The 24,111-nt window shown below is 67.5% G+C and carries 28 protein-coding genes; 10 read left to right on the plus strand and 18 right to left on the minus strand.

Features of this window, described 5'->3' with window-relative positions:
* Positions 1 to 222 (plus strand): magnesium transporter (locus E6J58_15045; protein ID TMB35870.1); only part of this gene is annotated, 222 nt, incomplete at its 5' end.
* Positions 223 to 310: 88 nt separating this feature from the next.
* Entirely contained in the window at positions 311 to 2,062 is a 1,752-nt protein-coding gene (locus E6J58_15050) for an amidase (protein TMB35871.1), read from the plus strand.
* Positions 2,063 to 2,070: 8 nt separating this feature from the next.
* Here E6J58_15050 and E6J58_15055 read toward each other — a convergent pair whose 3' ends face one another.
* Genes E6J58_15055 through E6J58_15065 form a run of 3 tightly spaced genes read right to left on the minus strand, consistent with a single transcriptional unit; the run spans position 2,071 to position 5,609 of the window.
* Entirely contained in the window at positions 2,071 to 2,520 is a 450-nt protein-coding gene (locus E6J58_15055; GenBank protein ID TMB35872.1) for a DNA starvation/stationary phase protection protein, read from the minus strand.
* A 44-nt stretch (positions 2,521 to 2,564) separates the two neighbouring features.
* Positions 2,565 to 3,974, minus strand: coding sequence for a benzoyl-CoA 2,3-epoxidase subunit BoxB (gene boxB / locus E6J58_15060; GenBank protein ID TMB35873.1), 1,410 nt, complete (start codon positions 3,972 to 3,974; stop codon positions 2,565 to 2,567).
* Positions 3,975 to 5,609 carry a benzoyl-CoA-dihydrodiol lyase gene (locus E6J58_15065; GenBank protein ID TMB35874.1) on the minus strand — a complete coding sequence of 545 codons (1,635 nt, stop codon included), beginning with the start codon at positions 5,607 to 5,609 and terminating at the stop codon, positions 3,975 to 3,977.
* A 66-nt stretch (positions 5,610 to 5,675) separates the two neighbouring features.
* On the opposite strand from E6J58_15065, the gene E6J58_15070 reads away from it, so the two are divergent.
* Positions 5,676 to 6,440 carry a helix-turn-helix domain-containing protein gene (locus tag E6J58_15070; protein ID TMB35875.1) on the plus strand — a complete coding sequence of 255 codons (765 nt, stop codon included), beginning with the start codon at positions 5,676 to 5,678 and terminating at the stop codon, positions 6,438 to 6,440.
* A 237-nt stretch (positions 6,441 to 6,677) separates the two neighbouring features.
* On the opposite strand, the gene E6J58_15075 is transcribed toward E6J58_15070, so the two are convergent.
* From E6J58_15075 to E6J58_15095, 5 genes are all read right to left on the minus strand, one after another.
* Positions 6,678 to 7,196: a hypothetical protein gene (locus tag E6J58_15075; protein ID TMB35876.1), complete on the minus strand. Its 519-nt coding sequence runs from the start codon at positions 7,194 to 7,196 to the stop codon at positions 6,678 to 6,680.
* Positions 7,197 to 7,200: 4 nt separating this feature from the next.
* A complete protein-coding gene (locus E6J58_15080) occupies positions 7,201 to 7,653 on the minus strand; it encodes a hypothetical protein (GenBank protein TMB35877.1) in 453 nt (150 codons plus the stop codon).
* Positions 7,654 to 7,906: 253 nt separating this feature from the next.
* The gene (locus tag E6J58_15085) at positions 7,907 to 8,707 is read right to left on the minus strand and encodes an enoyl-CoA hydratase/isomerase family protein (protein TMB35927.1); all 801 of its coding nucleotides are present in this window, start codon (positions 8,705 to 8,707) and stop codon (positions 7,907 to 7,909) included.
* A gap of 34 nt (positions 8,708 to 8,741) precedes the next feature.
* Positions 8,742 to 9,338: a hypothetical protein gene (locus E6J58_15090; protein ID TMB35878.1), complete on the minus strand. Its 597-nt coding sequence runs from the start codon at positions 9,336 to 9,338 to the stop codon at positions 8,742 to 8,744.
* A 42-nt stretch (positions 9,339 to 9,380) separates the two neighbouring features.
* A complete protein-coding gene (locus E6J58_15095) occupies positions 9,381 to 10,574 on the minus strand; it encodes an acetyl-CoA C-acyltransferase (protein ID TMB35879.1) in 1,194 nt (397 codons plus the stop codon).
* An 18-nt stretch (positions 10,575 to 10,592) separates the two neighbouring features.
* On the opposite strand from E6J58_15095, the gene E6J58_15100 reads away from it, so the two are divergent.
* Positions 10,593 to 11,063, plus strand: coding sequence for a peroxiredoxin (locus tag E6J58_15100; GenBank protein TMB35880.1), 471 nt, complete (start codon positions 10,593 to 10,595; stop codon positions 11,061 to 11,063).
* On the opposite strand, the gene E6J58_15105 is transcribed toward E6J58_15100, so the two are convergent.
* From E6J58_15105 to E6J58_15125, 5 genes are all read right to left on the minus strand, one after another.
* Positions 11,057 to 11,911: an ATP-sensitive inward rectifier potassium channel 10 gene (locus E6J58_15105; protein ID TMB35881.1), complete on the minus strand. Its 855-nt coding sequence runs from the start codon at positions 11,909 to 11,911 to the stop codon at positions 11,057 to 11,059. The genes E6J58_15100 and E6J58_15105 overlap by 7 nt on opposite strands.
* Before the next feature lie 88 nt (positions 11,912 to 11,999).
* Complete coding sequence (locus tag E6J58_15110; protein ID TMB35882.1) at positions 12,000 to 12,254, minus strand: hypothetical protein; 255 nt, start codon at positions 12,252 to 12,254, stop codon at positions 12,000 to 12,002.
* A gap of 262 nt (positions 12,255 to 12,516) precedes the next feature.
* A complete protein-coding gene (locus E6J58_15115; GenBank protein ID TMB35883.1) occupies positions 12,517 to 13,203 on the minus strand; it encodes a hypothetical protein in 687 nt (228 codons plus the stop codon).
* A gap of 136 nt (positions 13,204 to 13,339) precedes the next feature.
* Positions 13,340 to 13,720: an iron-sulfur cluster insertion protein ErpA gene (gene erpA, locus E6J58_15120; GenBank protein ID TMB35884.1), complete on the minus strand. Its 381-nt coding sequence runs from the start codon at positions 13,718 to 13,720 to the stop codon at positions 13,340 to 13,342.
* 31 nt (positions 13,721 to 13,751) lie between these two features.
* Positions 13,752 to 14,444, minus strand: a complete 693-nt coding sequence (locus E6J58_15125; GenBank protein TMB35885.1) for an SDR family oxidoreductase — start codon at positions 14,442 to 14,444, stop codon at positions 13,752 to 13,754.
* A gap of 33 nt (positions 14,445 to 14,477) precedes the next feature.
* Between E6J58_15125 and E6J58_15130 the strand changes: the two genes are divergently transcribed.
* The 3 genes from E6J58_15130 (at position 14,478) to E6J58_15140 (ending at position 16,716) form a co-directional block, all read left to right on the plus strand.
* The gene (locus tag E6J58_15130) at positions 14,478 to 15,734 is read left to right on the plus strand and encodes a hypothetical protein (GenBank protein TMB35886.1); all 1,257 of its coding nucleotides are present in this window, start codon (positions 14,478 to 14,480) and stop codon (positions 15,732 to 15,734) included.
* Positions 15,731 to 16,039 (plus strand): sulfurtransferase, encoded by a 309-nt coding sequence (locus tag E6J58_15135; GenBank protein ID TMB35887.1) that lies wholly within the window; start codon positions 15,731 to 15,733, stop codon positions 16,037 to 16,039. The genes E6J58_15130 and E6J58_15135 overlap by 4 nt, the downstream gene beginning before the upstream one ends.
* Before the next feature lie 311 nt (positions 16,040 to 16,350).
* Positions 16,351 to 16,716: a CPBP family intramembrane metalloprotease gene (locus E6J58_15140; GenBank protein TMB35928.1), complete on the plus strand. Its 366-nt coding sequence runs from the start codon at positions 16,351 to 16,353 to the stop codon at positions 16,714 to 16,716.
* Here E6J58_15140 and E6J58_15145 read toward each other — a convergent pair whose 3' ends face one another.
* Genes E6J58_15145 through E6J58_15155 form a run of 3 tightly spaced genes read right to left on the minus strand, consistent with a single transcriptional unit; the run spans position 16,717 to position 19,430 of the window.
* Positions 16,717 to 17,823, minus strand: a complete 1,107-nt coding sequence (locus E6J58_15145; protein TMB35888.1) for a beta-lactamase family protein — start codon at positions 17,821 to 17,823, stop codon at positions 16,717 to 16,719. It lies immediately after the preceding gene.
* Entirely contained in the window at positions 17,786 to 18,595 is an 810-nt protein-coding gene (locus E6J58_15150; GenBank protein ID TMB35889.1) for an SDR family oxidoreductase, read from the minus strand. Before E6J58_15150 ends, E6J58_15145 begins: the two co-directional genes overlap by 38 nt.
* A gap of 10 nt (positions 18,596 to 18,605) precedes the next feature.
* On the minus strand, positions 18,606 to 19,430 hold the full coding sequence (locus E6J58_15155; GenBank protein ID TMB35890.1) for a class II glutamine amidotransferase: 825 nt from the start codon (positions 19,428 to 19,430) through the stop codon (positions 18,606 to 18,608).
* 120 nt (positions 19,431 to 19,550) lie between these two features.
* Here E6J58_15155 and dnaK point away from each other — a divergent pair, with 120 nt between their 5' ends.
* Genes dnaK through E6J58_15170 form a run of 3 tightly spaced genes read left to right on the plus strand, consistent with a single transcriptional unit; the run spans position 19,551 to position 22,194 of the window.
* Positions 19,551 to 21,158 carry a molecular chaperone DnaK gene (gene dnaK, locus E6J58_15160; protein TMB35891.1) on the plus strand — a complete coding sequence of 536 codons (1,608 nt, stop codon included), beginning with the start codon at positions 19,551 to 19,553 and terminating at the stop codon, positions 21,156 to 21,158.
* Positions 21,158 to 21,694: a molecular chaperone DnaJ gene (locus E6J58_15165; protein ID TMB35892.1), complete on the plus strand. Its 537-nt coding sequence runs from the start codon at positions 21,158 to 21,160 to the stop codon at positions 21,692 to 21,694. The genes dnaK and E6J58_15165 overlap by 1 nt, the downstream gene beginning before the upstream one ends.
* Positions 21,691 to 22,194, plus strand: coding sequence for a CvpA family protein (locus tag E6J58_15170; GenBank protein ID TMB35893.1), 504 nt, complete (start codon positions 21,691 to 21,693; stop codon positions 22,192 to 22,194). The genes E6J58_15165 and E6J58_15170 overlap by 4 nt, the downstream gene beginning before the upstream one ends.
* Positions 22,195 to 22,491: 297 nt before the next feature.
* On the opposite strand, the gene E6J58_15175 is transcribed toward E6J58_15170, so the two are convergent.
* On the minus strand, positions 22,492 to 23,025 hold the full coding sequence (locus E6J58_15175) for a hypothetical protein (GenBank protein TMB35894.1): 534 nt from the start codon (positions 23,023 to 23,025) through the stop codon (positions 22,492 to 22,494).
* A gap of 7 nt (positions 23,026 to 23,032) precedes the next feature.
* Positions 23,033 to 24,091, minus strand: a complete 1,059-nt coding sequence (clpX, locus tag E6J58_15180) for an ATP-dependent Clp protease ATP-binding subunit ClpX (GenBank protein TMB35929.1) — start codon at positions 24,089 to 24,091, stop codon at positions 23,033 to 23,035.
* Positions 24,092 to 24,111 lie beyond the last annotated feature (20 nt).

A 24,111-nucleotide genomic window follows, 5' to 3' on the forward strand; every position in this document is an offset into this window, starting at 1 on the left:
GGCGAGCACTACATCCTCGTCGGCCTCACCGTGGCGATGTCGCTGATCGGCGTCGTGACGTTCGGGACGCTTGCCGGATCGCTTTTGCCGTTTGTGCTGCGCCGGCTCGGCTTCGACCCCGCAAGCGCCAGCGCGCCCTTCGTCGCCACGCTCGTCGACGTGACCGGGCTGATCATCTACTTCACGACCGCGAGCGCTATCTTGCGGGGAACACTGCTTTAATCCAGTTTAATCCAGCGGGACCTTCGGCCCTGTTGACAGCGAACGCGGCAGGCGCTCCTTGTGCAACTCCCTACGGAGGGGAACCACCATGAAATGGATAACGATGGCCGCGGCGCTCGCCGTTCTGCCCCTGTCCGCGCGTGCGCAACAAGCCCCAACCAACCTGAACGAAGCGACGGTCGCGCAACTCCAGTCGATGATGGCATCCGGCCAGCTCACCTCGGTGGCGCTGACCAACTACTACATCAAGCGGATCATCGCGCTGGACCAGAACGGGCCCGGCGTAAACTCGGTGATCGAGCTGAATCCCGACGCGCTGGCGATGGCCAAGACCGCCGATCAGAGGCGCGCCACCGGCAACGTGCTGGGGCCGCTCCACGGCATCCCGGTGCTGCTGAAAGACAACATCGACACCGGCGACAAGATGCAGACCAGCGCGGGATCGTTCGCGCTGGTGGGGGAGCCGGCAGTACGTGACTCGACCGTGGCCGCGAACCTGCGCGCCGGCGGGGCGGTGATCCTGGGCAAGACCAACCTGTCCGAGTGGGCGAACTTCCGCTCCTTCGAGTCGGTCAGCGGATGGTCGGGGCGCGGCGGCCAGACGAACAATCCCTATGGCATCAATCGCAACGCCTGCGGCTCCAGCTCCGGCTCGGCCGCCGCGGCCTCCGCCAACTTTACCGCCATCTCCTTCGGCTCTGAGACCGACGGCAGCATCGTCTGCCCCGCCAACGCCAATGGCGTTGTCGGCATCAAGCCCACCGTCGGCCTCACCAGCCGCGCGGGCGTAGTCCCGATCTCCCACACACAGGACACGGTCGGCCCGCACGGGCGCACCGTCGCCGACGCGGCCGCAGCGCTGGGAGTGGCCCAGAGCCGCACCTTCGACGGTCGCGATCCGGCAACCGGCGGCGTTCCGCTCGGCTGGCAAGGCGTCCCCGGCAGGACGCGTCCGAAGAACATCCCTACCGACTACACCCAGTTCCTCAATCCCACCGGGCTGAAGGGCGCGCGGCTGGGCCTCACCCGCGGCGGGCTGGGCGGCTTCGATCCGTTCGTGCCCACGCCGCAGCCGGTGGTCGATGCGTTCGAGGCGTCCTTCGCCGCGCTCACCGCGGGCGGAGCGACGGTGATCGACCTCGATGCCGCCGGCTTCACCTTCGCCTCCGCTGACGGCGAGTTCCTGGTCCTCTGTTTCGACTTCCGCAACGACCTGAAGGCGTACTTTGCCACCCGCGTCGGCGTGCCGGTGGCGGGGGGCACGCTGGATACCGCCATCGCCTTCAACAATGCCCACGCGGCCGAGGAGATGCCGTTCTTCAACCAGGACATCTTCGAGTTCTGCAACTCGCTCGCGACCGGCCCCGACGATCCGCAGCCCGCATTCGGCGGCTTGACGTACAATCAGGCGCTGGCCATCGACCACAACGCGGGCGTGAACGGGATCGACGCGGCGATCGCCCAGTTCCATCTCGATGCGGTGGTGAGCGCGACCGACAACCCGGCCTGGGCCACCGATCTCGTCTTCGGCGACCACTTCATCTTCGGGACTTCGGGCCTCGCGGCGGGCCCGGGCTACCCCATCGTGCAGGTGCCGGCGTCGATGGTGTTCGGCGTGCCGATGGGCATCAGCTTTTTCGGCACGGCCTTCAGTGAGCCGACCCTGATCAAGTTGGCGTCAGGGTTCGAGGCGTTCACGCAGATCCGGGCGAACAACCTGCCGACGTTTGCGGAGACGGTGCCGTTCAACAATATCCAAGGCACCACGCTGGCGCCGCCGCACCGCCGCGCCGCCCCCCCGCCGACCGGCAAGAAGGGCCGCACGCCGAAGCACTTGTAGTGAGGTGATCAGCGCTCCTGGCGCGCGATCTCCTTCAGGAACCAGCGCTGCTTCTGGTGCACCTGAACGAGACGGGTGAAGAGATCGGCGGTGCCGATGTCGCCGGCCTTGGTGGCGACCTCGGCATCGTCGTGCATGGCCCGGATCACCTTGTCGTGCGCGGCGATGGCCTCCTCGACCATCTGCTTCACGCCGCGCTCGCCCTGCGAAGGCTCCACGAACGAGGCGGGCAGATACTGCGCCGGATCGGCGATCGGCTTGCCATCGATCATCAAGGCGCGCTCGGCCAGCTCGTCGACGCTTTCCAGAACCTGGTCGGCGTGCTCCCCGAACAGCAGGTGGTAGTCGCGGAAGTGCGGCCCGAACGTCAGCCAATGGAACTTTTTGTAGTTGAGGTAGAGGACCAGCGCGCTCGCCTGCTCGCGCCGCAACGCGGTCACAACGGGGTTCGTCTCCATGCAGGCTCGGATGAGCGATAAAGGAGAACGATTCTCCAAAACCGTCAGGCGTCGGGCGGCTTCACGTACTCGAACTCGATGGGCCTGCCGTTGATCCCCTTCGAGGGAGCGGCGACCCAGGACGCCATCTTCCCCGCCTCCACCACCGGGTGCATGAGCGACTTCACGAAGGCGCGATCCTCGGCCGTCGGCAGCCACTCGGGCTCGTGGGCCTTGAACTCGGCTTCCGGGATCGGCTTGCCGTCCGGATCGAAGAAGAGCCCAGCGCACGGCCCCACGCTGCGATGGAAGCGCCGGTGCGGCAGGCGCAGCGTCATTCCGGTCACGCCGGCCTTCTGCAGGGTCTTGTTCCAGCGATCGACGCCGCGCTGGCAGTCCTTGACGTACTCGTCGCGCAGGACCTCGTTCATCGCGTTGCGCAGCGGCACCTGCTGCTCGACGAGCGTGCCGCCCTCCGGCACCTCCATCCGGTAGGTCTGGCCGACGGCCTTGTGCTCATCCAGCGTGTCCTCGCGAAAGCGGCCCTTGAGTCCCGAGGCGAAGAAGTCGGCGGCGTTGGAGGAGACCTCGCCGCCGAACAGGTCGAGCGAGAGGGAGAACCAGAAGTTGATGTACTTCTGGATCAGCTCGAAGGGCACCGCGTGCTCCTTGCGCGGATCCTTGCCGGCCGCCATCAGATCCGCGCAGCGCTGCACCACGCGGTCGACGCCGGTCTCACCGACGAACATGTGGTGCGCCTCCTCGGTGAGCATGAACCGGGTGGTGCGCGCGAGCGGGTCGAACCCGCTCTGCGCCAATGCCGAGAGCTGGTACTTGCCGTCGCGGTCCGTGAACATCGTGAACATGAAGAAGCTGAGCCAGTCGTCAATCGGCTCGTTGAAGGTGTTGAGGATCCGCGGCTTGTCGCCGCTGCCCGAACGGCGGGCGAGCAGCTCGTCGGCCTCCTCGCGGCCGTCGCGCCCGAAGTATCGGTGCAGCAGGTAGACCATGGCCCAGAGGTGGCGGCCCTCCTCGACGTTCACCTGGAAGATGTTGCGCAGGTCGTACATCGAGGGGCAGGTCTTCCCCAGGAGCCGCTGCTGTTCTACGGAGGCGGGCTCGGTGTCGGCCTGGGTGACGATGATCCGGCGGAGCGCGTTGCGGTGCTCGCCCGGGACTTCGTCCCACACCGGCTGACCCTCATTGTCGCCGAAGCCGATCTTTCTCTCCTGCTTCGGGTCGAGGAAGATGCCCCATCGGTACTCGGGCATGCGGACGAAGTCGAAGTGGGCCCAGCCATTGGGCTCCACGCTGATCGCGGTGCGCAGATAGACCTTGTGCGCCTGGAAGCCTTCGGGACCCACTTCCTTCCACCAGGAGAGGAAGTTGGGCTGCCACTGCTCCAGCGCGCGCTGCAGGCGGCGATCCGAGCCGAGGTCGACGTTGTTCGGGATGGTCTCGAGAGACTGTGCCACTCAGGTCCTCCGGTAATCGAACTGCGGGCGTTCCGGCTTGCCGTACATGGTGAGTGCGCCGCGCTCGCCCGTCGCGTTGGGGCGGATGAAGATCCAGTTCTGCCAGGCGGAGAGGCGGCCGAAGATCTTGGTGGCGAGGGTCTCCGGACCGGCGAAACGGTAGTTCTGCTCCATGCCGGTGAGCGCGTCGGGGCTGAGGGAGGCGCGCTCCTCCACGGCCACGCGCAGCTCCTCCTCGAAGTCGATGTCGTCGGCGAACACGGTGGCGAGGCCGAGCTTGTTCGCGGTGGCGCCGTCGATCGGTCCTTCCTTGCCGGCGGCGACGATCTTCTGGGCCCGCTGCGGGTCGCCGAGAAAGCGCGTCTCCAGCCGGGAGATGCCGTTCCAGCCGGGGAGGGCGCCGGAGGAAAGCGAACCCGGCCACACTTCGACGCCGTCCTTGTCGAGGACGTAGCTGCGGTCGCACGCGAGCAGGAGCTCGAAGAGCGGACCGCTGAAGCAGGACTTCTCGTCCACCACGGCGAAGAAGCTGCGCGCGGTCACGTCCATGCGGCGCAGGGCGCGCGCCAGGAGCAGTCGGGTTTCACGCAGGATCCACGCGTCCTTCTCCGGCCCCGCCAGCAGCTCGCCCACGGCGTGCGCCTTCGCCCGGTCACCCTCCGTCCGGACGATGACCAGGCCCACGTTCTCGTGCTCGAACCGCAGCCGCAGCATCGCGTGGTCCAGCTCGCGCGCCATGCGCAGCGCCCATCCTTGCGCGCCCTTGGCCATGGCTTCCGCGGCGGTCCTTGGAACGTCGCCTGCGGGTGCGCGCACGGTCAGTTCCGCGATCCGCGTCTTGTCGTTGATCTGCAGGCTCACGTGCCGGTAGTCGCCGATGGGGTCGAGCTGGATCCCCGGTCCGCGGTCCACCTTCGGTGCCTTGGCCGCAAGATCGCGAGCGCGTTGGGCGATGGTGTCCGCGAACTTGCTCCGCGGAACCACCGCGTCCACCAGTCCCCACTCGACCGCGCGCTTGCCCTTGACGCCCTCGGCGAGCGTGGAGAACGCGTCCGCCAGGTCCCGGCGGACCTTGCGCTTGTCGACGACGCGGGTGAGCCCGCCGGTCCCGGGGAGGACGGCGAGCAGCGGCACCTCGGGCAGCGCCACCGTGGAGGAGCCGTCGTCGACCAGGATGATGTCGTCGCACGCCAGCGCCAACTCGTATCCGCCGCCGGCGGTGGCACCGTTGCAGGCGGCGAGAAAGCGGACGCCGCTGTTCTGCGAGGCGTCCTCGATCGCGAGGCGCGTCTCGTTCGTGTACTTGCAGAAGTTGACCTTGAAGGGATGCGTGCTGGACGCGAGCATGTAGATGTTGGCGCCGGCGCAGAAGATCTTGTCGTGGGCGCTGGTGATCACGCAGCACTTCACGGAGGGGTGCTCGAAGCGCAGCCGCTGGATGGCGTCGGCGAGCTCGATGTCGACGCTCATGTCGTAGCTGTTGCTCTTCAGCTCGATCTCGGTCTTTGCGCCGCCGAAGGGCTCCACCTTCATGGTCAGGCGGGCGATCTCGCCGTCCACGGCGAGCGCCCAGTGGCGGTACTTCGAGGGATTGGTATCGAACGACAGCTTCGGGACGGCGGCACTCGTGTCCATCGCCCGGAAGCTAGCGCAACGCCTGCGCGATTGCAAGCACTATATTGCTTGTAGGCATCATGATTGATGCACTATACTGCCCACATGACTCCCGAGCACCAGGTGCTTCTCTCGGCGGTGGGGGCGGCGGTCCGCCGGCTTCGCGACGACCGGGCGATGACCCGGCGCGACCTGGCGGAGAGGAGTGGCGTCTCGGAGCGCTTCCTGGCGGAGCTGGAGAGCGGGCAGGGGAACATTTCCGTTGCCCGTCTGCAGGACGTGGCGCGGGCGCTGGGCTCCTCGGCGGGCGAGCTGCTCTTCGCCGCACAGCACGAGCGGACCGGCCGCGGGGTGGTGGCGCTCGTCGGGTTGCGCGGCGCGGGAAAGAGCACCATCGGCCGCGCGCTCGCGAGCCGGTTGCGGGTGCCGTTCGTGGAGTTGGATGCGCTGGTGGAGAAGGACGCCGGTCTGGCGCTCGAGGCGATCTTCCAGCTCCACGGCGAGGCGTATTACCGGCGGCTGGCGCGCGAGGTACTGACGCGTTTTCTTGCCGAGACGGATGCGGCGGTGCTGGCCACCGGAGGCGGCATCGTCACGGATCCGGGGTCGTTCAAGCTGCTGCAGAAGCGCTGCCGTACGGTCTGGCTGCAAGCCACGCCGGAGGAGCACTGGCGGCGCGTGCTCGAGCAGGGCGACGTCCGCCCCGGGGCGGCGAATCCGCAGGCGCAGGTGGAGCTACGGGCGCTGCTCAAGGCGCGTGAGCCGCTCTACGCGCAGGCGGAGATGTCGGTGGATACGTCGCGGGCCGGCGTCGACGGCGCGGTCGAGGAGATTGCCCGCAAGCTCGGGTGAGGGTCAGCGCGGCCGCCTTCGCCGGATCGCCCGGTGCCAGAGACGCTCGAGGCGCTCGAGCGTCCGCCATCCCCACTTCTCGCTCCACATTCCCGGGCCTGTGAGCAGCAGGAGCAAGAGCGGCAACCCGAAGACGATGACGAGGAAGTAGCCGATCTCAGGATCCACGGCGCAGTAGATGTGCGCACTGCGCCGTGGATCCGCCGGGGGCCCTGGGGGGGGGGCCGGTCACGCCGATCAGTAGACGAGCTGGAAGTGGGGCACCAAGGTGAGGCCGGCGCCGCCCGGGACGAACGAGCGCGCCACGTCGAGGTGGATGACCGCGTGCTTGCGCTCCGTGATCCGGCTGACCTTGCCGGTGAGGCGGAGCGTCTGGCAGCGGGCGTCCACGGTGAAGCTGCCCTTCGAGGTGGTCAGCGTCCCGCCGGCGAAGCCGACGAGAAACTCCACGTCCTCTACTCCGGCAGGGGCCTGGAAGGTGGCGAGCAGATGGGCGCGGCCGATGTCCGCGAGATCAACCTCGGGCGTCTGCACCGCGTTCGCGAGCACCGCGCCGCCGCCCGTCACCTGCACGGACTCGATTCGCAGCTTCGCGGAGAGGAAATCTCCCGCGTCGTCTCCGGCCAGGCGCAGGCTGAACGTCGGGCCATCGCCGGACGTCACCGTGGTGGTCTGCGTGAGGTCGTAATTCGATCGCCCGCAGCCGTAGACCAAAAAGCCCAGCAGGAGGGCGATTCCCATTCCGAGGCGCGTCATCGCGTTACTCCTTCCCGCCGGCGTAGTCGTCACCCATGCAGATCAGGCGCGCCGCGCACTGCGCGACGCCACCGTCGAACAGCACCTGGAACGCGTCCTCGAAGCTGCTCGTGCACGCTTGAGCACGCGACAGCCTGAAGCACTCCGCCTCGCTCCGGATCGTGACCGTGGCATCGAGCTCCGTCGATTCTCCGACCTGGAGCGTGAACGGCGTTTCCGGCGTGACCTTTACGCCCATCCGCGCGAACAGGTCGTCGCGTACCGACAGCGCCGTCGACGCATCGGTCGGATGCGTGTTCGTGACGACCACCTTGATATGAAGCGTCGCCGGGTACGCCTCGACGACGTGGACGACCTCACCTTCGATCGTCTTCTCACAAGCGAATTCGTGTGCGCTCGCCGCTTCCGACAGCGCCACGGCCGCGGCCGCCGCGGCGATCTTTGCCTTTTTCATCATGTCCCCTCCCGCCAGCCCTTCGGCCCAGCTGAACGTGACGGTAATCACACCGGGTGCGAGCGGGTAGTCGCTCGCCTACATTTCTGCTGTCCGGATGCGAACGCTCGCCTGCCGCAAGGGCGATTCCGGGGGCATGACGGGACATGACGCAGTGCGGCCCGTCCGGGGCGAGTTGAGGACTGAACACTCGAACTCGCCCCGGGGCGAGTTGGAAACTGAACAATGCAACTCGCCCCGGGACGAGTTACCCGCGTTATTTCCCTGAGAACTCCGGGGTGCGGCGGGCGTTGTACGCCGCCAACCCCTCCTTCGCGTCCTGCCCCTCGAAGAGCCGCTGCTGAAGCTCCCTCTCGAGAGCCAGACCCTGCTCGAGACCGACTTCCAGCCCAGTCGTCACCGCCCGCTTGATGAAGCCGACCGCACGCGCCGCCTTCGCGGGAGGGACGAACTTGCGCGCGTACTCCAGCGCGCGCCCGCGGAAATCCGCCGCTGGCACATCCACCACCGTGTTGACCAGGCCGAGCGCCCTCGCCTCCTCCACCGGGAACGTCGCCGCCTCCGCCATCAGCTCGATGGCCTTGGCCCTCCCGACGGCGCGGGCGAGACGTTGCGTCCCCCCGGTGCCCGGCAGCACTCCCAACGTCACCTCCGGCAGCCCGATCTTCCCCGCGTTGGCGCGCGCGATGCGCAGGTCACACGCCAGCGCAATCTCCAGCCCGCCCCCAACGCAGTGCCCGTTGATCGCCGCGATCACCAGCTTGGGCGTCTGCTCCAGCCTGCACAGCGTCTCGTTCGCGTGCAGGCAGAAGTTGTACTTGAAGTACGGATCCGCCCCTTCCAGCATCTTGATGTCCGCCCCGGCGCAGAAGAACTCTGTCTTCCCGCCCGCCGACGCGCCGGTGATCACGATGGCGTGGACGCCGGGATCGAAGCGCGCCTGCAGCACCTGCGCGTCGAGCTCCCGCATCATCTCGTAGCTGTACGTGTTCGCGGGAGGCGCATTCAGCTCGAGGAGCGCGATCCCGCCTTCCGTCCTGGCGTTGACGAGTGGCATGGCGGCCATCTACCACAACCGCCATCGCCGGGGCTCAGCGCCGCAGCGCGCCCATCTCCTTCTCGATCTGCAGCGACTGCTCCATCGCGTCGGCCCATTCGCCGGGGTCGTTCGTCACGATGGCCGCAGCCGGATCGACGATGGCGGCGCCCAGCGCGCTCGCGAACAGGCTGACGAGGTTCTGGAAGGGATGGATGCGCTCTTGCTGGTCCAGCCTGCCGCTGGCGATGCTTACGTACGTCTGCGCGTTCTGCTGCAGATGGCTCGCGGCCTCCGAGAGCTCCTGATCGCGCCCGCCGATGTGATCGAGCAGCGCCCGGTGCGGGCTCGCGGGATCCCGCATGTCGAAGATCTGGACCAGGCAGTCGTGCGGCGCCGCCTCGGCGTTGCCGGCGACGGTGATCCGCCAGCTGCGTTGCGCGGCCAGATCCTGCGCCGAGGGGCTCCCGAGCGGCGCCAGCGTCAGCGACGCGCCGGCGTCCTCCTGCTTCATGGAGTTGACGCAGGCATCGACCAGCCGCCCGAAATCCTTCGGCTTCAGTGCGTGTCCGGTGAACAGTCCCACCATCCGCGCGGGGCGCTCGGAATCGACCAGCGTCTGCAGGTAGAGCTGGTCCTTGCGGCCGGCCATGCAGGCACTCTCGCCCCGCACGCCGCGCGCGTCAACGACGCGTCAGAAGGCCTCGACGATCACCGACACCCCCTGGCCCACTCCGACGCAGAGGGTGGCGAGCCCGTACTTTCCGCCGCGCGCTTTCAGCGCGTGCGCGAGGTGACCGAGGATGCGCGCGCCGCTCATGCCCAGCGGGTGCCCCATGGAGATCGCGCCGCCGTCCACGTTGACGCGCTCGGGATCGAGCTTCAGCTCCTGGATCACCGCCAGCGACTGCGCCGCGAACGCCTCGTTCAGCTCCACCAAATCGAGCTTGCCGACCGACAGCTCCGCCTTCTTCAGCGCCTTTTGCGTCGCCGGAACCGGTCCCATCCCCATCTCCCGAGGATCCACTCCGGCGCTCGCCGCCGCCACCACCCGCGCGATCGGCTTCAATCCCAGCTCCGCGGCCTTGCGCGCCGAGGCGAGAAGGATCGCCGCCGCGCCGTCGTTCAGCGAGCTGCTGTTGCCCGCCGTCACCGTTCCTCCGTCGCGAAAGGCGGCCTTCAGCTTCGACAGCTTCTCCATCGAGGTGTCGGCGCGCGGCCCTTCATCGCGCTCGACCACCAAGGCCTGCTTGCCGGGAACCGTCACCGGCAAGAGCTCGGCGCGGTAGCGTCCCGCCTCCTGCGCCGCCAGCGCGCGCTGGTGCGAGCGCAGCGCGAACTCGTCCTGCTTCGCGCGCGGGATGCGGTACTTGGTGGCCACGTTCTCCGCCGTCTCTCCCATGCTCTCCAGCGGGAACCGCTGCGCCATCTTCGGGTTGGGAAAGCGCCAGCCGAGGGCCGTGTCGTAGGTCTGCAGCGAGCCGCCCGCGAAGCCCTCTGTGGGCTTCGCCACCGCCCACGGCGCTCGCGTCATGCTCTCGACGCCGCCCGCGATGCAGAGGTCCATCTCGCCCAGCCGGATCGCGCGAGACGCTTGCACCGCCGCCTCCAGCCCGCTGGCGCAGAGACGGTTGACGGTCACACCGGGAACATGCTCGGGAAGTCCGGCAAGCAGCAGCGACATGCGCGCGACGTTGCGGTTGTCCTCCCCCGCCTGATTCGCGCACCCGAAGAAGACCTCGTCCACCGCCGCGGGCTCCACCGCAGGGCTGCGCCGGAGCAACTGTTCGATCACGTACGCGCCGAGATCGTCCGGCCGGACCCCGGAAAGCGCACCGCGCAACTTTCCCACCGGCGTGCGAACCGCGTCGATGATTACCGCGTCCATTTCGACTACCATCCCTTCATGCACTTGCGCGAGGGCGACCCTGCCCCCGATTTCAACCTGAACGGCGTGCCGCCCGGCGCGTACCACCTCGCCGACCAGCGCGGCAAGGTGGTGGTTCTAGCGTTCTATCCGGGAGATTTCACGCCGGTCTGCCTGCGCCAGCTGCAGCACTACGAAGCGCAGCGGGAGCGTCTGGTCTCGACGGGCGCGACGCTCTGGGCCATCTCGACCGACGATCTGGAGCTGCACGAGCGCATGGCCAAGAGCTACGCGCTGAGCTTCCCGCTGCTGGCGGATCTGCAGGGGAAGGTGGCGGCTCTGTACGGGGTCCGCGGCCTGCTCGGAACCGCGCGGCGCTCGGTTTTCATCGTCGATGCGCAGGGCATCATCCGGTACAGCAAGGAAGAGCCACTCTCGCTCAGCTACCGCAGCGTCGACGACATCCTCAACGCGCTGCGCGACAGCGGCCTGCTCCCCGCCGGTCAGTAGGTCGCGCGCACCGTGTCGTGGAGCCTGGTGTAGTCGAGCTGTATCCGTCCGTCGGGCTTCGGCGAGAGCATGTCCGCGAACCGCTCGCCGAACCGGAAATCCTCCGGCATGTACCGGTGGAGCGCATGCATCGTCTGGTAGGTGGTACCGTCGATGCCGGAGACGGCTACGTTCAGCTCCACGTCGGCGGTTCGCAGCGATTCGGGCGTCATGTTCTCGAGTGGGCTGCCTTCGATGATCCGGTGGAGCACGAGCCAGCTCCGCCCAAGGGCGGAAGATCGATCGCGCACCAGCGGCAGGTCGTACAGGCGGTAGAAGAAGATGCCTTCCTTCGTCGTCTCCGCCCGGATGAAGGTGACGCGCACCTGTGCCTCGACGATGAAGTTCCTGCGCCGGTTCGCCAGCCGGATGGCCAGCGTGCGCACGCCGTCCTGGAGATAGATTGCCACGCCGCGCGCGAATTCGAGCCTCGCCACCGGAATGGAGAACTTCGTGAACACGATGCCGGTGGCCAGCGCGACGGCGACGAGCGAGGCGATCGACTCGAGGGTGACCACCATGTGCGCCGCCGTCGATTGCGGATACATCGCTCCGTAACCGATGGTTCCCAGCGTCTGGACGCTGAAGAAGAACGCGTCGGCGAACGACCCGGGCCGGGCGTTCGCGATACCGCCGGTAAGCAGGAAGGCGAGGGCGAAGAGCACATCGATCGCCAGGACCATCCCGGCGATGGCGAGCAACGTCAGCGACCAGGGAGCGCGCAAGAGCTGGTGATAAACGTCGCTCCAGACGTCTTTGGGCGCGTTGACGACGTCGATGCCGGTGTCCTCGGGGACGGGAGAGGCCATGCCTCTCGAGATGTACAGCCTGGAGCGATAGCCCGCAAAGCCGCACTTCCGCTGCGGCAGCGGGCTAGCAACCCGGTGCGGCGGCGGGCTACTTGTTGTCCGTCGCGTTCTTCACGTCCTTCTTGACGTCGTTCTTCGTGTGCCGCGCGTCCTTCTTCGCGTTGCGCACCTTCCGCTTCGCGTGGCGCTTCGTCTTCTCCGCGCCGCTGTCCGTCTTCAGTGCGTCCTTCGCGCTGTCCGAGACATTGGCGGCATTGTCCTTGATGTCCTTCGCCGTGTCGCTCTCCGCGACCACAGGCAGCGCCAGCCCGATGGCCAGTGCCGCGACGATTCCCTTCAGCATCCGATTCCCCTTCTTCGCAAGGCCGGCCGGGTGGCCGGGGGTCCTCCGAGAAGCTGCGCATGCGACGTTCGCTGCACAACGACCCGGAGAACGCCTGCCCGCGTCCGCCAGTTACCGATCCTTCGGCTGGCCGCTGGGGGAGGAGGCGGGATCCTTGGTGTCGGTGGGCTTCGTCGTATCGGTCGGCTTCGTCGTGTCGGTCGGCTGACCAGTCACGTCGCCAGGCTTCGACGACATGCCCGGATCGCGGTTCGTCCCCTTGCTATCGTCGGTCGTGCTGGGGCTCGCAGGCCGCGCGACGCTGCCCGATGTCGCGCGTGTCGTTCGTCGTGCCCGTCTTGCTCTGCGGTGCCGACGGCGAGGCCGGGCTCGTCTTCGTATCGTCCGCCGACGGCGTGTCCGACGGAGAGGTCTTCGCCTTGTGCATGGTGCTCTCGCCGCTGCGGCCCTGCGAGGTGCGCTTGTGCTTCTTGATCTTCTTGCCGTTGGAGGACGAGCTCGGCACTGACTCGGTCGAGCTGCCCGCGGCATTTTCGCCGCTCTTTACGTTGCCCGAGCTCTCGTTGCCCACGCCCGTCGAGGTCGAAGCGGCCCCGCGGCTCGGCACTGCGCTCGAAGAATTGTCCGGGGGCGGGGAAGTGTCGTTCGAGCCGCGACCCTCCTGCGGCTGGTGGGTCTTCGAGCCGGTGTCCGCGGGCGTCGCCGAATTGCTCGCCGGGTTGCTGCTGGGCAGGCTGCTGTTCGACGACGAGGTGTTCGAAGAATTGCCGGGCAGGGCACTGCTGTTCTGGTCCGCCGGAAGCACCGCGCTGCCCTTGTCTTCCGACGACTGGCTGTTCGGGGTCGCCGTGCTTCGGGTGTCGCTCGTTCCTGCTCCGGTGCTGGTCTGCGCACGCGCGCCGAACGCCGTCAGCGCGAGCGCGAACGCTGCTGCTGCGATGATCCTCATGGAGTCTCCTTGTTGGGTTTCGGAGACTGTGGAGATTCCCGCAGGTGAATCCAACCGACGAGGGCCGGGTGGCCCGAAGCACGAAGAGGGAGGAGCCCGCACGGCCCCTCCCTCTGCAGCTACGGACAGGCGCGGATCAGGCCGAGAACGACGATCCGCAACCGCAGGTGTGCTTGGCGTTCGGGTTCTTGAAGCTGAACCCGCTTTGGCCGAACTGCCCTTCGACGTAGTCGACTTCCACGCCGAGCAGGTACATCGAGCTCATCGGGTCGACGAAGCATTTCACGCCCTGGATCTCGAAGACCATGTCGCCGGGCCGCTCGTCCTTCTCGATGTCCAGGCTGTACTGGAAGCCCGAGCACCCGCCGCCGACGACGGCGACGCGCAGGCCGGAGCCCTGCAGTCCCTCGCGCTCGATGGTCTCCTTGACCATGGCGGCGGCTTTGTCCGTCAACCGGACAGGAGTGGGAACTTCGGAGGGGTTTTCGGTCTGCGGATGGACGGTCTGGGTTTCCATGGGATCAGTATATTCAGATGCGTGCAGAAGACTAGGGATTCAGGGACCGGCCCCCGTCAATGGTGAGGATTTCGCCCGTGACGAATGGCTCCTGCGCCAGGAACAGCACGGCCCGCGCGGCATCTTCCGGGGTTCCGATGCGCCCGAGCGGGATGCGCTTCGCGAGCGGTCCGGAATCCATCCCTTCCGGGGGAAGCACCGTACCCGGCGCCACCCCGTTCACGCGCACCTCGGGCGCCCACTCCAGCGCCAGCAGCCGGGTAAGCGCGGCGAGACCGGCCTTCGACGCCGTGTAGTGCGCGTAGCCCTTCCACACCTGCGTGGTCCCGCAGACGTCGAGAACGGTGACGATGCTGCCCCGCGCAGCGCGCAGGTGAGGCAGCGCCGCCTGCATCAGGTAGAAGGGGCCGACCAGGTTCGTGGCCAGCATCGCCTCGAACTGTTCCCGGCCCAGGCGCTCCGAAGGCACCTTCTCGAAACGCGCCGCGCTGCATACGAGCAGGTCCAGCCCGCCGAGGGCGCGCGCCGCGTCCGCGACGATGCGCTCCGGATCACGTGCCTGATCGCCTTCGATCAGCGGCGCGCCGCCCAGCAGCGCGGAGGTCGCCTCCGCCTCGGCGCGCGAGGTCCGGTAATGCACCGCGACCCGGTAGCCGGCGCCGTGCAGCGCGAGCGCGATCGCGCGTCCCACGCGCTTCGCCGCGCCTGTGACCAACGCTTGCATCCGGAGAGAATACGCTCTCTATTGCGCGCCGCGATGGGGAAGAAGACGAAGGCGACCAAGTCGAAGGCGGAAGCAGCCGCGGTCGCGCCTCCCCCAGACGCGGAAATGATCCCCATCTCCAGCGCGCCGCTCCCGCTGAAGCAGCTCGATGCGCGCGCGCTCGGTGAGTTCCTCGAGCTCTGCTTCGGCGATCGACGGCTTCTCGAGCTGTGCGGCGAGCTGCGCCTCTATAGCCCCGGCTACCGCCTCGAAGCGATGCCGCCGAACCAGGTGGCGCGAATGCTCGCGGACGAAGCTCGCGCCGCCGAGGACGCGGCGAACCTGCTCGAGAAGGCCATCCGGGAGGCGCTGCGCAACCCGGTGCTGGAGGGCAAGCCGCTGGCCGACGAGCAGTACCGCGACCTGCTCGAGCTGTTCACCGGTGATCCATTGCAGCACCTCGCCCGCGTCGCCTGGCGCGCGCTGATCGACGAAGACGAGAAGCTGCGCGCCTACGCGCTCTCCGCCATCGACCTCGGCGTCGAGGCGCTCGACGCTCCCGCGAAGGCCGCCGCTCCGCAGCGGAAGCCGCAGCTTCCGGCGGACGTGCTGGAGCTGCGCAAGCAGCTGGAGGAAGCGCGCAAGACCGCCGATCGCGCCGGCAAGGAACGCGATTCGCTCCGCGAGCAGCTCGCGTCGGCGCGAGCGGACATCGTCGAGCGGGAGAAGAGCGTCGCCGACCTGCGCGAGGAGCTTTCGCAGGTGCGCGCCGAGCTGACCCGCGTATCCGCGGACCTGGCCCGGCTGACCGCCGCCGGCGAGGGGAGGGCGCTGGCCGAGGCCCGCCGGCTCGCCGACGAGAGCCGCTCGCTTTCCGAGCGCCTGCGCACCGCGGTGGAGGAACGCGACGCCCTGCGCGCCCAGGTCGCGCAGGCCCAGCGGGCCACCGCCGCAGCGTCCCCGCCAGTCAACCTCGCGCCGGTCGTGGAGGAAGAGGCGCTTCCCAGCGCGGAAGAAGCTTCCACGTTCCTGATTCCGATCTTCACCCGCGAGTTCTACGACTCGATCCAGCGCTGGGATCGCAGGATGCAGCGGGCCGCGTTCGACAAGGTCTCATTGCTCGCGCGCGACTGGCGGCATGGATCGCTGCGTGCCATCGCCCTGGAAGGACTTCCGGGGTACTACCGCATCCGCATCGCCACCGACGTACGTCTGATCTACCGGCGCGGCGAGGGAAAGACCGTCGAGATCCTCTCCCTGATCGACCGGGAGGACCTCGATCGATACATCCGGCAAGCGAGGACCCGATGAACGAAATCGATGCCCGATCGCTGCAGCAGAAGCTCGCGGGAGCGAACCCGCCGCTGATCGTCGACGTGCGCAATGTGCCGGAGCTGGCCGAAGGACGGATCGAGGGCAGCGTGCACATCCCCATGAACGAGCTGCCCGCCCGGCTGGCGGAAGTCCCAGAAGGTCGTGACGTGGTCACGGTCTGCAAGAAGGGCATGCGCTCGTTCAACGCGGCGGGTTGGCTCCGGCAGATGGGGCGGAGCGCCGTCAGCCTGCAGGGCGGAATCGATCAGTGGAAGGCGCTCGGACTGCCGGTGGCGCGCTGAACCGCAGTCCGACGCGGGAGGCGCTGGCGGCCTGGGGCGCCGTGATCGGCAGCCTCGCACTGCTCCAGCTGCTCGTGGAGTTTCTGCCGGCGCTGAAGGGCGTGGTGGGCGCAGTCGCAGTGGCGGCATTTCTCTACGTGCCCCTGCGCCTGCTCGAGCGCCGCGGACACGACGCGCACGACGCGGGCTGGCGATTCGACCGCCTGCGGCAGGATCTCGTCTGGTCGCTCGCCGTCTGCGCCATCGTGCTGCCGGCCTTCGGGGCCCTGTTCGTCCTGTTCGGGAGATGGTTCGCATATCTGCCGCCGGAAATGCGGCACTGGATCGCCCCTTACGGTCGCGTCCGCCCGTTCCGTCTGGAGGTGCCGCTTTCGTGGGAGTTCGCAGGGCAGGTGGCGGGGAACGCCGCAGTCGCGTTCTCCGAGGAGTTCTTCTACCGCGGTTACATGACCTTTCGGTTCGAGGAGCGGTGGCGCCCGCTGCCGAGCGCCGTAGCCGCGGCGGCGCTCTTTGCCGTCGGGCACCTGCTGACGCCGGCGCCGTGGCGGCTCGCGGTCTTCTTTCCGGCGCTTCTCTTCGCCTGGGTCCGCAACCGCACCGGAACCATCGTCGGCGCATCGATTGCGCACTTCCTCTGCAACGTCTGGTTGCTGGTGCTCGAACACTCGATGTTCTGATCATCGTTGCACACGCGCGCCGACCTCGCGGTCGACGACGTTGAGCGTCCGCTTCACGTCGAATGCGGTGGCGTTCGTCAGCAGAACGGTGCCGACTTCGGCCTCGGGATAGATGCGCATCTCGCAGTGGAATCCGCCGCCTCCCCCTTCCTTGAAGTAGAACCGCGTCCCACCCAGGTCGCCGATGTGCCACCCGAGCGTCATCGGAACGGGCTTTCCACCCGCTTGCTGCTGCTCGAAGAACAGATGTCGCCTCGAATCGTCGAAGAGAACGGAGCGTGGACGCAGTTGGTCCTGAAGAAACTTCCCGAATCCGCGAGCGGTTCCCACCAGCCCCCCGAAGGCCGGGCCGTTCAGGTAATGGGGCTCGATCCGGAGCCATTTGCCTTCGTAGTCGCCGATGAGCTCGCCGGAGATGAGGAATCCCTTGAGCAGGTTCATCAGCGAGTACTTCTCCAGGTATCCATTGGCGTGCGGGACGGACGCCGCAATGGCGTAGCCCACCTCGTCGGGTGCGATCCCCAGCGGTCCGAGGACGTGCCGCGCGACGAAACCGGTGAACGCTTCGCCGCTGGCGTACTCGACGATTCTTCCGAGCAGCCAGTAGCCGATGTTCGAATAGGCGTATCGGGTGCCGGGCGCCGAACGCAGCCGGGGGCTTGCGGCGAGGACCGCGGCGAGCGACCGACCCTCCTCGAACCTCGCGTGCTGCGCGGCCGGGTGCACCCAGCGCAGGGGGATCGGATTCGGGATCCCGGACGTATGTGACAGGAGCTGGCGGACCGTAATGTCCGCGGCGTAGGGAACCTCGGGCAGATGGCGGCGGATCGATTCGTCGAGCCCGAGCTTGCCGAGGCCGATCAGCTGCAGCGTCGCCGCGGCGGTGATCGTCTTGCTCATCGAGTACGCCATCAGCGTCGTGCGGGGCTCGATGGGAATGCGTCGGGCGATGTCCGCCCAGCCACCGGTGAGCTCGAACAGCGTGTCTCGCGCGTCGACGGCGAGATACTGCAGCCCCGGCGTTGCGGACGCCTCGATCGACGAATCGAGCGAGCGCCGGACCGCAGCCTCAGTGCGGGACTGGTTTCGCGGCACTCTGGGGAGCAGGGTTGAGCGAGGCGGCGACGGCGCGTACCGCCGATCGCGGGCTGACGCGCAGCAGCTGCACGCCGAACTTGTTCTTCATCCCATGGACCACGATCGGCTTGCCGGCCATCATCGCGCGGTACCCCTGGCGCGCGACGATGGCCGGGGACGCCGCGCCCATCCGGAAGAGGCGCGATCGATCGTTTCCCGCGACGGTGGAGAATTCGGTGGCCGTGGCGCCCGGGCAGCTCACGGTGGCGGTCACTCCCGTGCCTCGCAGCTCGTACGAGAGCGCCTCCGTGAACGAGTTCACGAACGCCTTGCTCGCGTAGTACGCCGCCATGAACGGCCCGGGCTGGAACCCGGCCGTCGATCCGATGTTGAGGATGCGTCCGCTCTTTCGCGCGATCATCGCCGGCAGCAGTGCGCGGGTGAGAGAGACCAGCGAGACGACGTTCACCTGGATCATCTCCAGCTCGCGGTCCGCATCGATCTCGGCGAATGCCCCGCTGGTCCCAAAGCCGGCGTTGTTCACGAGGAACGCCACCTCCAGCCCGATGCGGCGCAGATCCTCGAGCACGCGCCCCGGCCCGTCGGCGGACCCGAGGTCGGCCGCGATGACGTGCGCCCGGACGCGATGCTTCCCTTCGAGCTCCTTGGCCAGTGCCTCGAGCCGGTCGCGCCTACGCGCGACCAGGACGACGTCGAACCCGTCGGCTGCGAACAGTTTCGCGTACTCGAGCCCGAGACCGGCCGACGCGCCGGTGATCAGCGCGGCATTCCCGCTGGACATGACGACTCCTCTAGAGCGACCGGACGTCGGTCAGACTCCGCGGGATGGCGATCACTTCGCGCTCAGCCACTTCGCGGAACCCATCGGTGGACGCCGCTCCGGAGAGCACCATCGCTGCGTGCAGCATGCGGTGCGACTTCACCCGCGGGTCCAACTCGTTCGCACCGGGGCCGATCTCACAGCGGGCGCACGGAATCAGCCCGTCGATCACGCCGACGAGTAGCGGATGCCCGCGGCGAAGCGCCGCCATGACGCGCCCGTTGCTGACCACCGCGGCGATGCCCGGGAGCGGTTGCCCCAGCTGCTCGAAGGCGCGCTCCGCTTCGCCGACGGCGGCGGCCAGCGCGCGGGCAGCGGTCTCTGCGTCCAGCTCGTGGTCGTCGAGACGTCCGACGTCGCGCAGCCGCGACAGGAAGGTGAAGAACAGGCCCTCGGCGGCGGAGTCGCCCTTCACCGAGCGCCGCAGATAGTCGGGGAGACCCTTGACGAGCGCGGGCCGGATCGGCGCCAGCGACTCGGGTTGGCCGGCGGTGGCGAACAGCCAGCGCTTGAAGCGGAACGGCAACGTCGTCTGCTCGTTGAACGAGCGCGAAGACGACCCCGCGGTCCCGCTGCAGATCAGCGCTGCCTCGCTCTCCACTCCGTCGGCGACCTTCTCGGGCAAGACGGCCTGCCCGCCGAGCGGCCGCTTGCGCAGCAGCAGATCATCGCTCTGGAAAAAGCCGACGCCAGCGGCACGCTCCGCGGACCCGAGCGAAACGCGGCCCGCGAGCCTTCGCAGCACGCAGCCGAGGAGCGTCGCATCGGATTGATGGGTGGCGAGGAACTCTGCCAAAAAAACTGCCCTCCCTCATTCGCAATGTGCGTCTTGTAGGATCGTAGCGCACCCCTCGAGCGCACGCCAATTGGTCGATCTTTGGACCCCCCTCGGGGCCACGGTAGACTCGCGCCACTTATGGCCGAACCCGGCGACGTCGCTATCGGCATCGACCTGGGGACCAGCTACAGCTGCGTCTCCATCATCGAAAACGCCCAAACCGCCGTGATCCCGAACGAATGGGGCGAGCGCACGCACGCGAGCGTCGTCAGCTTTCTCGAGGACGGCACGGTGCTCGTCGGCAACAGCGCCAAGCGCAACATCATCACCAACGCCGACAACACCGTGTACAGCGCCAAGCGCCTGATCGGCCGCTTCTACTTCTCCGACGAGGTGAAGAAGGCCCAGGCGGTGATGCCGTACAAGATCATCGAGGGCGAGAACAACTCCGTCCGCATCCAGATCCGCGAGAACGTCTACTCGCTGCCCGAGATCTCCGCGCTGGTGCTGAAGGAGATGAAGTCGATCGTCGAAAACTACCTCGGGCACGAAGTGAAGAAGGCGGTGGTCACCGTTCCCGCCTACTTCAACGACAACCAGCGCCAGGCGACCAAGGACGCGGGGCGGATCGCCGGGTTGGAAGTCCTCCGCATTCTCAATGAGCCGACGGCCGCCGCGCTCGCCTACGGCTTCGGCAAGGACATTACGCAGAAGATCGCGGTCTACGACCTGGGCGGCGGCACCTTCGACATCTCCATCCTCGAGATCGGCAAGGACGTCTTCGAGGTGCTCTCCACCGCCGGCGACACGTACCTGGGCGGCGACGACTTCGACGACCGGATCATGACCTGGCTTGCCGAAGGCTTCCTCAAGCAGCACGGGATCGACCTGCGCCTCAACAAGTACTGCCTGCAGATGCTCAAGGAGGCCTCCGAGCGCGCCAAGATCGACGTCGGCCGCGACGGCGTCGCCAAGATCCACGTCGAAGGCATCTGCCAGGATCCGGCGGGCAAGGTGATGGATCTCACCGCCCAGCTGACCGAGGCCGAGTTCAACCGGATGGTGATGGACCTCGTGCAGCGCACGTTCAAGGTCTGCGACGAGGCGCTGCAGAGCGCGAAGATGACCGCGCAGGATCTGGATGCCGTCATCCTCGTGGGCGGGCCGACCCGCCTGCCGATCATCCGCACCTCGGTGAAGCACTACTTCGGCAAGGACGTGATGGCCGGCATCGACCCCGACGAGGTGGTCGCGATGGGCGCCGCCATCCAGGCGAACAGCCTGCTGGAGGCGAAGGGCGAGGGCGCCGGGTCGCACTACCTCCTCGACGTCACGCCGCTCACGCTGCGCGTGGGCACGGTCGGCGGCTACACCGACAAGATCATCGACAAGAACACGCCCATCCCGATCGAGCGGAGCAAGTCGTACACCACCAACCGCGACGGCCAGGAGAAGGTGAAGATCCGCGTCTACCAGGGCGAGTCGAACAAGGCGTTCGACTGCGAGATGCTCGGGGAATTCGAGTTCTCCGGGTTTCGCATCGGCTACCGCGGTGAAGTGCGCATCGAGGTGACGTTCGAGATCGACACCAACGGCATCGTCAGCGTCACCGCCGCCGACGTAGAGACGGGGCAGAAGACCTCCTGCACGATCCGGTTGTCGTCGGGTCTGACCGAGGACATGATCCAGGCCGCCCAGTCGAAGAACGCGCGGACCACCCTCGCGCGCGGTGAGGCCGCCGCCTGATGGATGAGGGATTCGAGATCGAGGCGCAGGCGCTCGCCCAGGTCCTCGACGAGCTGGACTACTTCCAGGTGCTCAAAGTGGCGCAGAGCGCCAGCCCGGGCGAGATCAAGGCCGCGTACTACCGCGAGTCGCGGTCATATCATCCGGACCGCTTCAGCACCCTGCCGCCGAGCGACATGAAGGAGAACATCGGCCGCATCTACAAGCGCATCAACGAGGCCTACGTCTGCCTTCGCGACGACACCAAGCGGACGAAGTACCTCGCCGACGTTCTCGGCCCCGACCGGCAGAAGAAGCTGCGCTTCGTGGAGGCCAGCGAGCAGGAGCTGAAGAAGGAAAAGGAGCAGGAAGTGGGAGCGACGCCGCAGGGCCGCAAGTTCTACATGGCGGGCCTCGCGGACATGGCGGCGCAAAAGTTCTCCTCCGCCGAGCGCAACTTCAAGATGGCGCTCACTTACGAACCCAACAACCCCAACTTCAAGGCGAAGCGGGACGAGGCGGGCAAGCTCATCAAGAACGATATGAGCATCCGGTGAACGCGTTCGACCTGTTCTGTCTGGTCCTCGTCCTCGCCTTCGGCATCTGGGGCGCGTTCCGCGGCCTCCTCCGGCAGATCTTCGGCCTGATCGGATTCGTGGGCGGCATCGTGCTCGCCCGCCTCCTGGCGCAGAGCTTCGGCGACGCGTTCGCGAAGGATCTCGGCCTTCCCGTCGCCGTGGCCACGGCGGCAATGGCCATCGCGCTCTTCCTCGTCGCGGAGATCGCCGCCAAGCTCATCGGCAGGTTCCTGCACAAGCGGATGACCGGCGGCTTCACCAAGACGGTGGAACGCGGCGGCGGCTTTCTCGTCGGCACCGGCAAGGGCCTCCTGGTGGCGTGGGTGTTCGCTTCGCTGATCGCGCTCTTGCGGCCGCACCTGGAGCATCTGGAGACCGAGACTTCCCTCGCAAAGCTCGACCTGCCGCACTCGCACGTGCTTTCGGTGGCCCGCGAGGTGAACCTGATCACCGAGCTGCGCGGTCCCCGCAAGACGTAGCGCCTTCCTGCGCAGGCGGTGCCGGAGAATGACCTATCGTCGAGGGATCGCGATCGCGCGGCGGCGGCGGGTAAATCAAGGTGTGCCGCAGCTCCCGTGAATGAGGCGACGACGCCAGCATTGAACACGAGATACACCCATACCCCATCGTGCTCGAAAATTCCCGCAAGCTCCCCTTGGCAACTGGCACACGCCGATCCTAGCTGGCCTTCGTGCCGCAGGTGAGAACAACGGGAAGGCGAAAGTCAGGGGCGCGTTGTTTGATCTTGAATTGGGGAATAATCCTGACTGCCCGGATCAGCGGGTGGGCCAGATGCATTCGACGTCGATGCGCGTGGCCGGGACGCCGAGCGCGACGTCGCGGGTGGCGAACAGCACGAACTCGGGTGACGGCCCGAGCACCATCTGCCGCATCCAGAGCGAGCCCGCCACGCCGGCAAGCTCTCCGAACAGCTCGGCGTAACGCATCCCCTGCGGCTTGCCGAACCAGTGCGCCACTTTCGCGTCGACGAACTCCGCCGGCCCTTGCTGCAGCTCGTAGACCCCGCCTGCGCCGCCGCCCGCCATGGCCGCGATGTCGTCGTGTGGCGCCCGTCGCGACCCGCTCACCGCGCCTTCGTTGAGCATCCCGAGATCGGCAAAGCCGGAGACCCGATACCAGTCCAGATATGCCGGGCCGGGCAGCCACGGAGCGGCGGCGTGGCGCATCGAGTGCCCGCCCAGGTAGCCGAGAGGTTTGTCCGACTCCATCGCCTGGAAGAACTCCCCAAGATGCCGCTCGTAGTCGGCCGCTCCCTCGCGCGGCCAGTGCCAGAACGTGTACGCGAGCATCCCTGCCTCAGTCGCGCAGCGCTTGCGCGTCGAGCTTCTTCAGGCGCGAGTGCGCGTACCGGCGGTCGATCACCAGCTGCTCCCCGCGCTTCTCCGGCGCGTCGAACATCACGTCGGCGAGGAGCTCCTCCATGATGCTGCGCAGGGCGCGCGCCCCCAGCTTCTTCTCCACCGAGTACTCGACGATGGCCCGCAGCGCGCCTTCCTGCAGCTCCAGCTCCACGCCGTCGATCTGCAGCGCCTCCCGGTACTCCCGCGCAAGCGCATCCGGGGGCTCGGTAAGGATGCGATAGAGCTCCTCCGAGCTCAGCTCCTCGAGCTGGACCTGGACCGGAAGCCGTCCGAGCAGCTCCGCGAGCATCCCGTACTCGATCAGCTCCTTCACCCGCAGACGCGAGGCGCCCATGCGGCGCCCGGAGCTGCCGAAACCAACCTGGCGATCCACCTGCACCTGGTGCAGGTCGGTGAACGTGCCCGCGCAGATAAAGAGGATGTCGCTGGTGTCGACCTGGACGAAGTCGTGCTTGTTCCAGTGCTGGGTCACGTTGAGGGGCACGAAGATCTCGCGCCCTTCGAGAAGCTTGAGCAGGGCCTGCTGCACGCCTTCGCCGCCGATGTCGCGGCTGCCGGCGCCGGTGCGCGCGCTTCCGCTTCGGCGCGCGATCTTGTCGATCTCGTCGATGAAGATGATCCCGCGCTGGGTGGCGTCGATCGAGTGGCCGCTCTTGAAGAGCAATTCCGCCACCATCACCTCGACATCCTTCCCGTAATAGCCGGCCTCGGTATATTCAGTGGCGTCCACGACAGTGAACGGCACCTCGAGCAGGTCGGCGAGCTTGCGAGCCATGTGCGTCTTCCCCGAGCCGGTGGGACCCATAAGCAGCACGTTCGACTTGCGCAGCAGCGTCGCCTTGCCCAGACGCCGCTGCTCGATGCGCTTGAGGTGCTGGTGGGCCGCGGTGGCGACGGAGCGCTTTGCGGCCGCCTGGCCGATCACGTACCGGTCGAGGTGGTCGAAGACCTGCCGCGGAGTGAGGATTTTGATGTCGTCGCGGGCAGGCGGCATGCGCCTCGGCCCGCCGGACG

Source organism: Deltaproteobacteria bacterium, from assembly GCA_005879535.1.
In the GTDB taxonomy this organism is placed as follows: Bacteria; Myxococcota; Myxococcia; order Myxococcales; family 40CM-4-68-19; genus 40CM-4-68-19.

Excerpts from the sequence above, each read along its gene's own strand:
- E6J58_15115 (TMB35883.1), bottom strand. The coding sequence starts at position 13,203 with ATGAGGATCATCGCAGCAGCAGCGTTCGCGCTCGCGCTGACGGCGTTC.
- E6J58_15130 (TMB35886.1), top strand. The coding sequence starts at position 14,478 with ATGGGGAAGAAGACGAAGGCGACCAAGTCGAAGGCGGAAGCAGCCGCG.
- E6J58_15075 (TMB35876.1), bottom strand. The coding sequence starts at position 7,196 with ATGACGCGCCTCGGAATGGGAATCGCCCTCCTGCTGGGCTTTTTGGTC.
- E6J58_15095 (TMB35879.1), bottom strand. The coding sequence starts at position 10,574 with ATGGACGCGGTAATCATCGACGCGGTTCGCACGCCGGTGGGAAAGTTG.
- E6J58_15080 (TMB35877.1), bottom strand. The coding sequence starts at position 7,653 with ATGATGAAAAAGGCAAAGATCGCCGCGGCGGCCGCGGCCGTGGCGCTG.
- E6J58_15110 (TMB35882.1), bottom strand. The coding sequence starts at position 12,254 with ATGCTGAAGGGAATCGTCGCGGCACTGGCCATCGGGCTGGCGCTGCCT.
- E6J58_15105 (TMB35881.1), bottom strand. The coding sequence starts at position 11,911 with ATGGCCTCTCCCGTCCCCGAGGACACCGGCATCGACGTCGTCAACGCG.
- E6J58_15100 (TMB35880.1), top strand. The coding sequence starts at position 10,593 with ATGCACTTGCGCGAGGGCGACCCTGCCCCCGATTTCAACCTGAACGGC.
- E6J58_15140 (TMB35928.1), top strand. The coding sequence starts at position 16,351 with ATGCGGCACTGGATCGCCCCTTACGGTCGCGTCCGCCCGTTCCGTCTG.
- E6J58_15050 (TMB35871.1), top strand. The coding sequence starts at position 311 with ATGAAATGGATAACGATGGCCGCGGCGCTCGCCGTTCTGCCCCTGTCC.
- E6J58_15085 (TMB35927.1), bottom strand. The coding sequence starts at position 8,707 with ATGCCACTCGTCAACGCCAGGACGGAAGGCGGGATCGCGCTCCTCGAG.
- dnaK (TMB35891.1), top strand. The coding sequence starts at position 19,551 with ATGGCCGAACCCGGCGACGTCGCTATCGGCATCGACCTGGGGACCAGC.
- E6J58_15090 (TMB35878.1), bottom strand. The coding sequence starts at position 9,338 with ATGGCCGGCCGCAAGGACCAGCTCTACCTGCAGACGCTGGTCGATTCC.
- E6J58_15125 (TMB35885.1), bottom strand. The coding sequence starts at position 14,444 with ATGCAAGCGTTGGTCACAGGCGCGGCGAAGCGCGTGGGACGCGCGATC.
- erpA (TMB35884.1), bottom strand. The coding sequence starts at position 13,720 with ATGGAAACCCAGACCGTCCATCCGCAGACCGAAAACCCCTCCGAAGTT.
- clpX (TMB35929.1), bottom strand. The coding sequence starts at position 24,091 with ATGCCGCCTGCCCGCGACGACATCAAAATCCTCACTCCGCGGCAGGTC.
- E6J58_15165 (TMB35892.1), top strand. The coding sequence starts at position 21,158 with ATGGATGAGGGATTCGAGATCGAGGCGCAGGCGCTCGCCCAGGTCCTC.
- E6J58_15070 (TMB35875.1), top strand. The coding sequence starts at position 5,676 with ATGCACTATACTGCCCACATGACTCCCGAGCACCAGGTGCTTCTCTCG.
- E6J58_15135 (TMB35887.1), top strand. The coding sequence starts at position 15,731 with ATGAACGAAATCGATGCCCGATCGCTGCAGCAGAAGCTCGCGGGAGCG.
- E6J58_15175 (TMB35894.1), bottom strand. The coding sequence starts at position 23,025 with ATGCTCGCGTACACGTTCTGGCACTGGCCGCGCGAGGGAGCGGCCGAC.
- E6J58_15150 (TMB35889.1), bottom strand. The coding sequence starts at position 18,595 with ATGTCCAGCGGGAATGCCGCGCTGATCACCGGCGCGTCGGCCGGTCTC.
- E6J58_15055 (TMB35872.1), bottom strand. The coding sequence starts at position 2,520 with ATGGAGACGAACCCCGTTGTGACCGCGTTGCGGCGCGAGCAGGCGAGC.
- E6J58_15065 (TMB35874.1), bottom strand. The coding sequence starts at position 5,609 with ATGGACACGAGTGCCGCCGTCCCGAAGCTGTCGTTCGATACCAATCCC.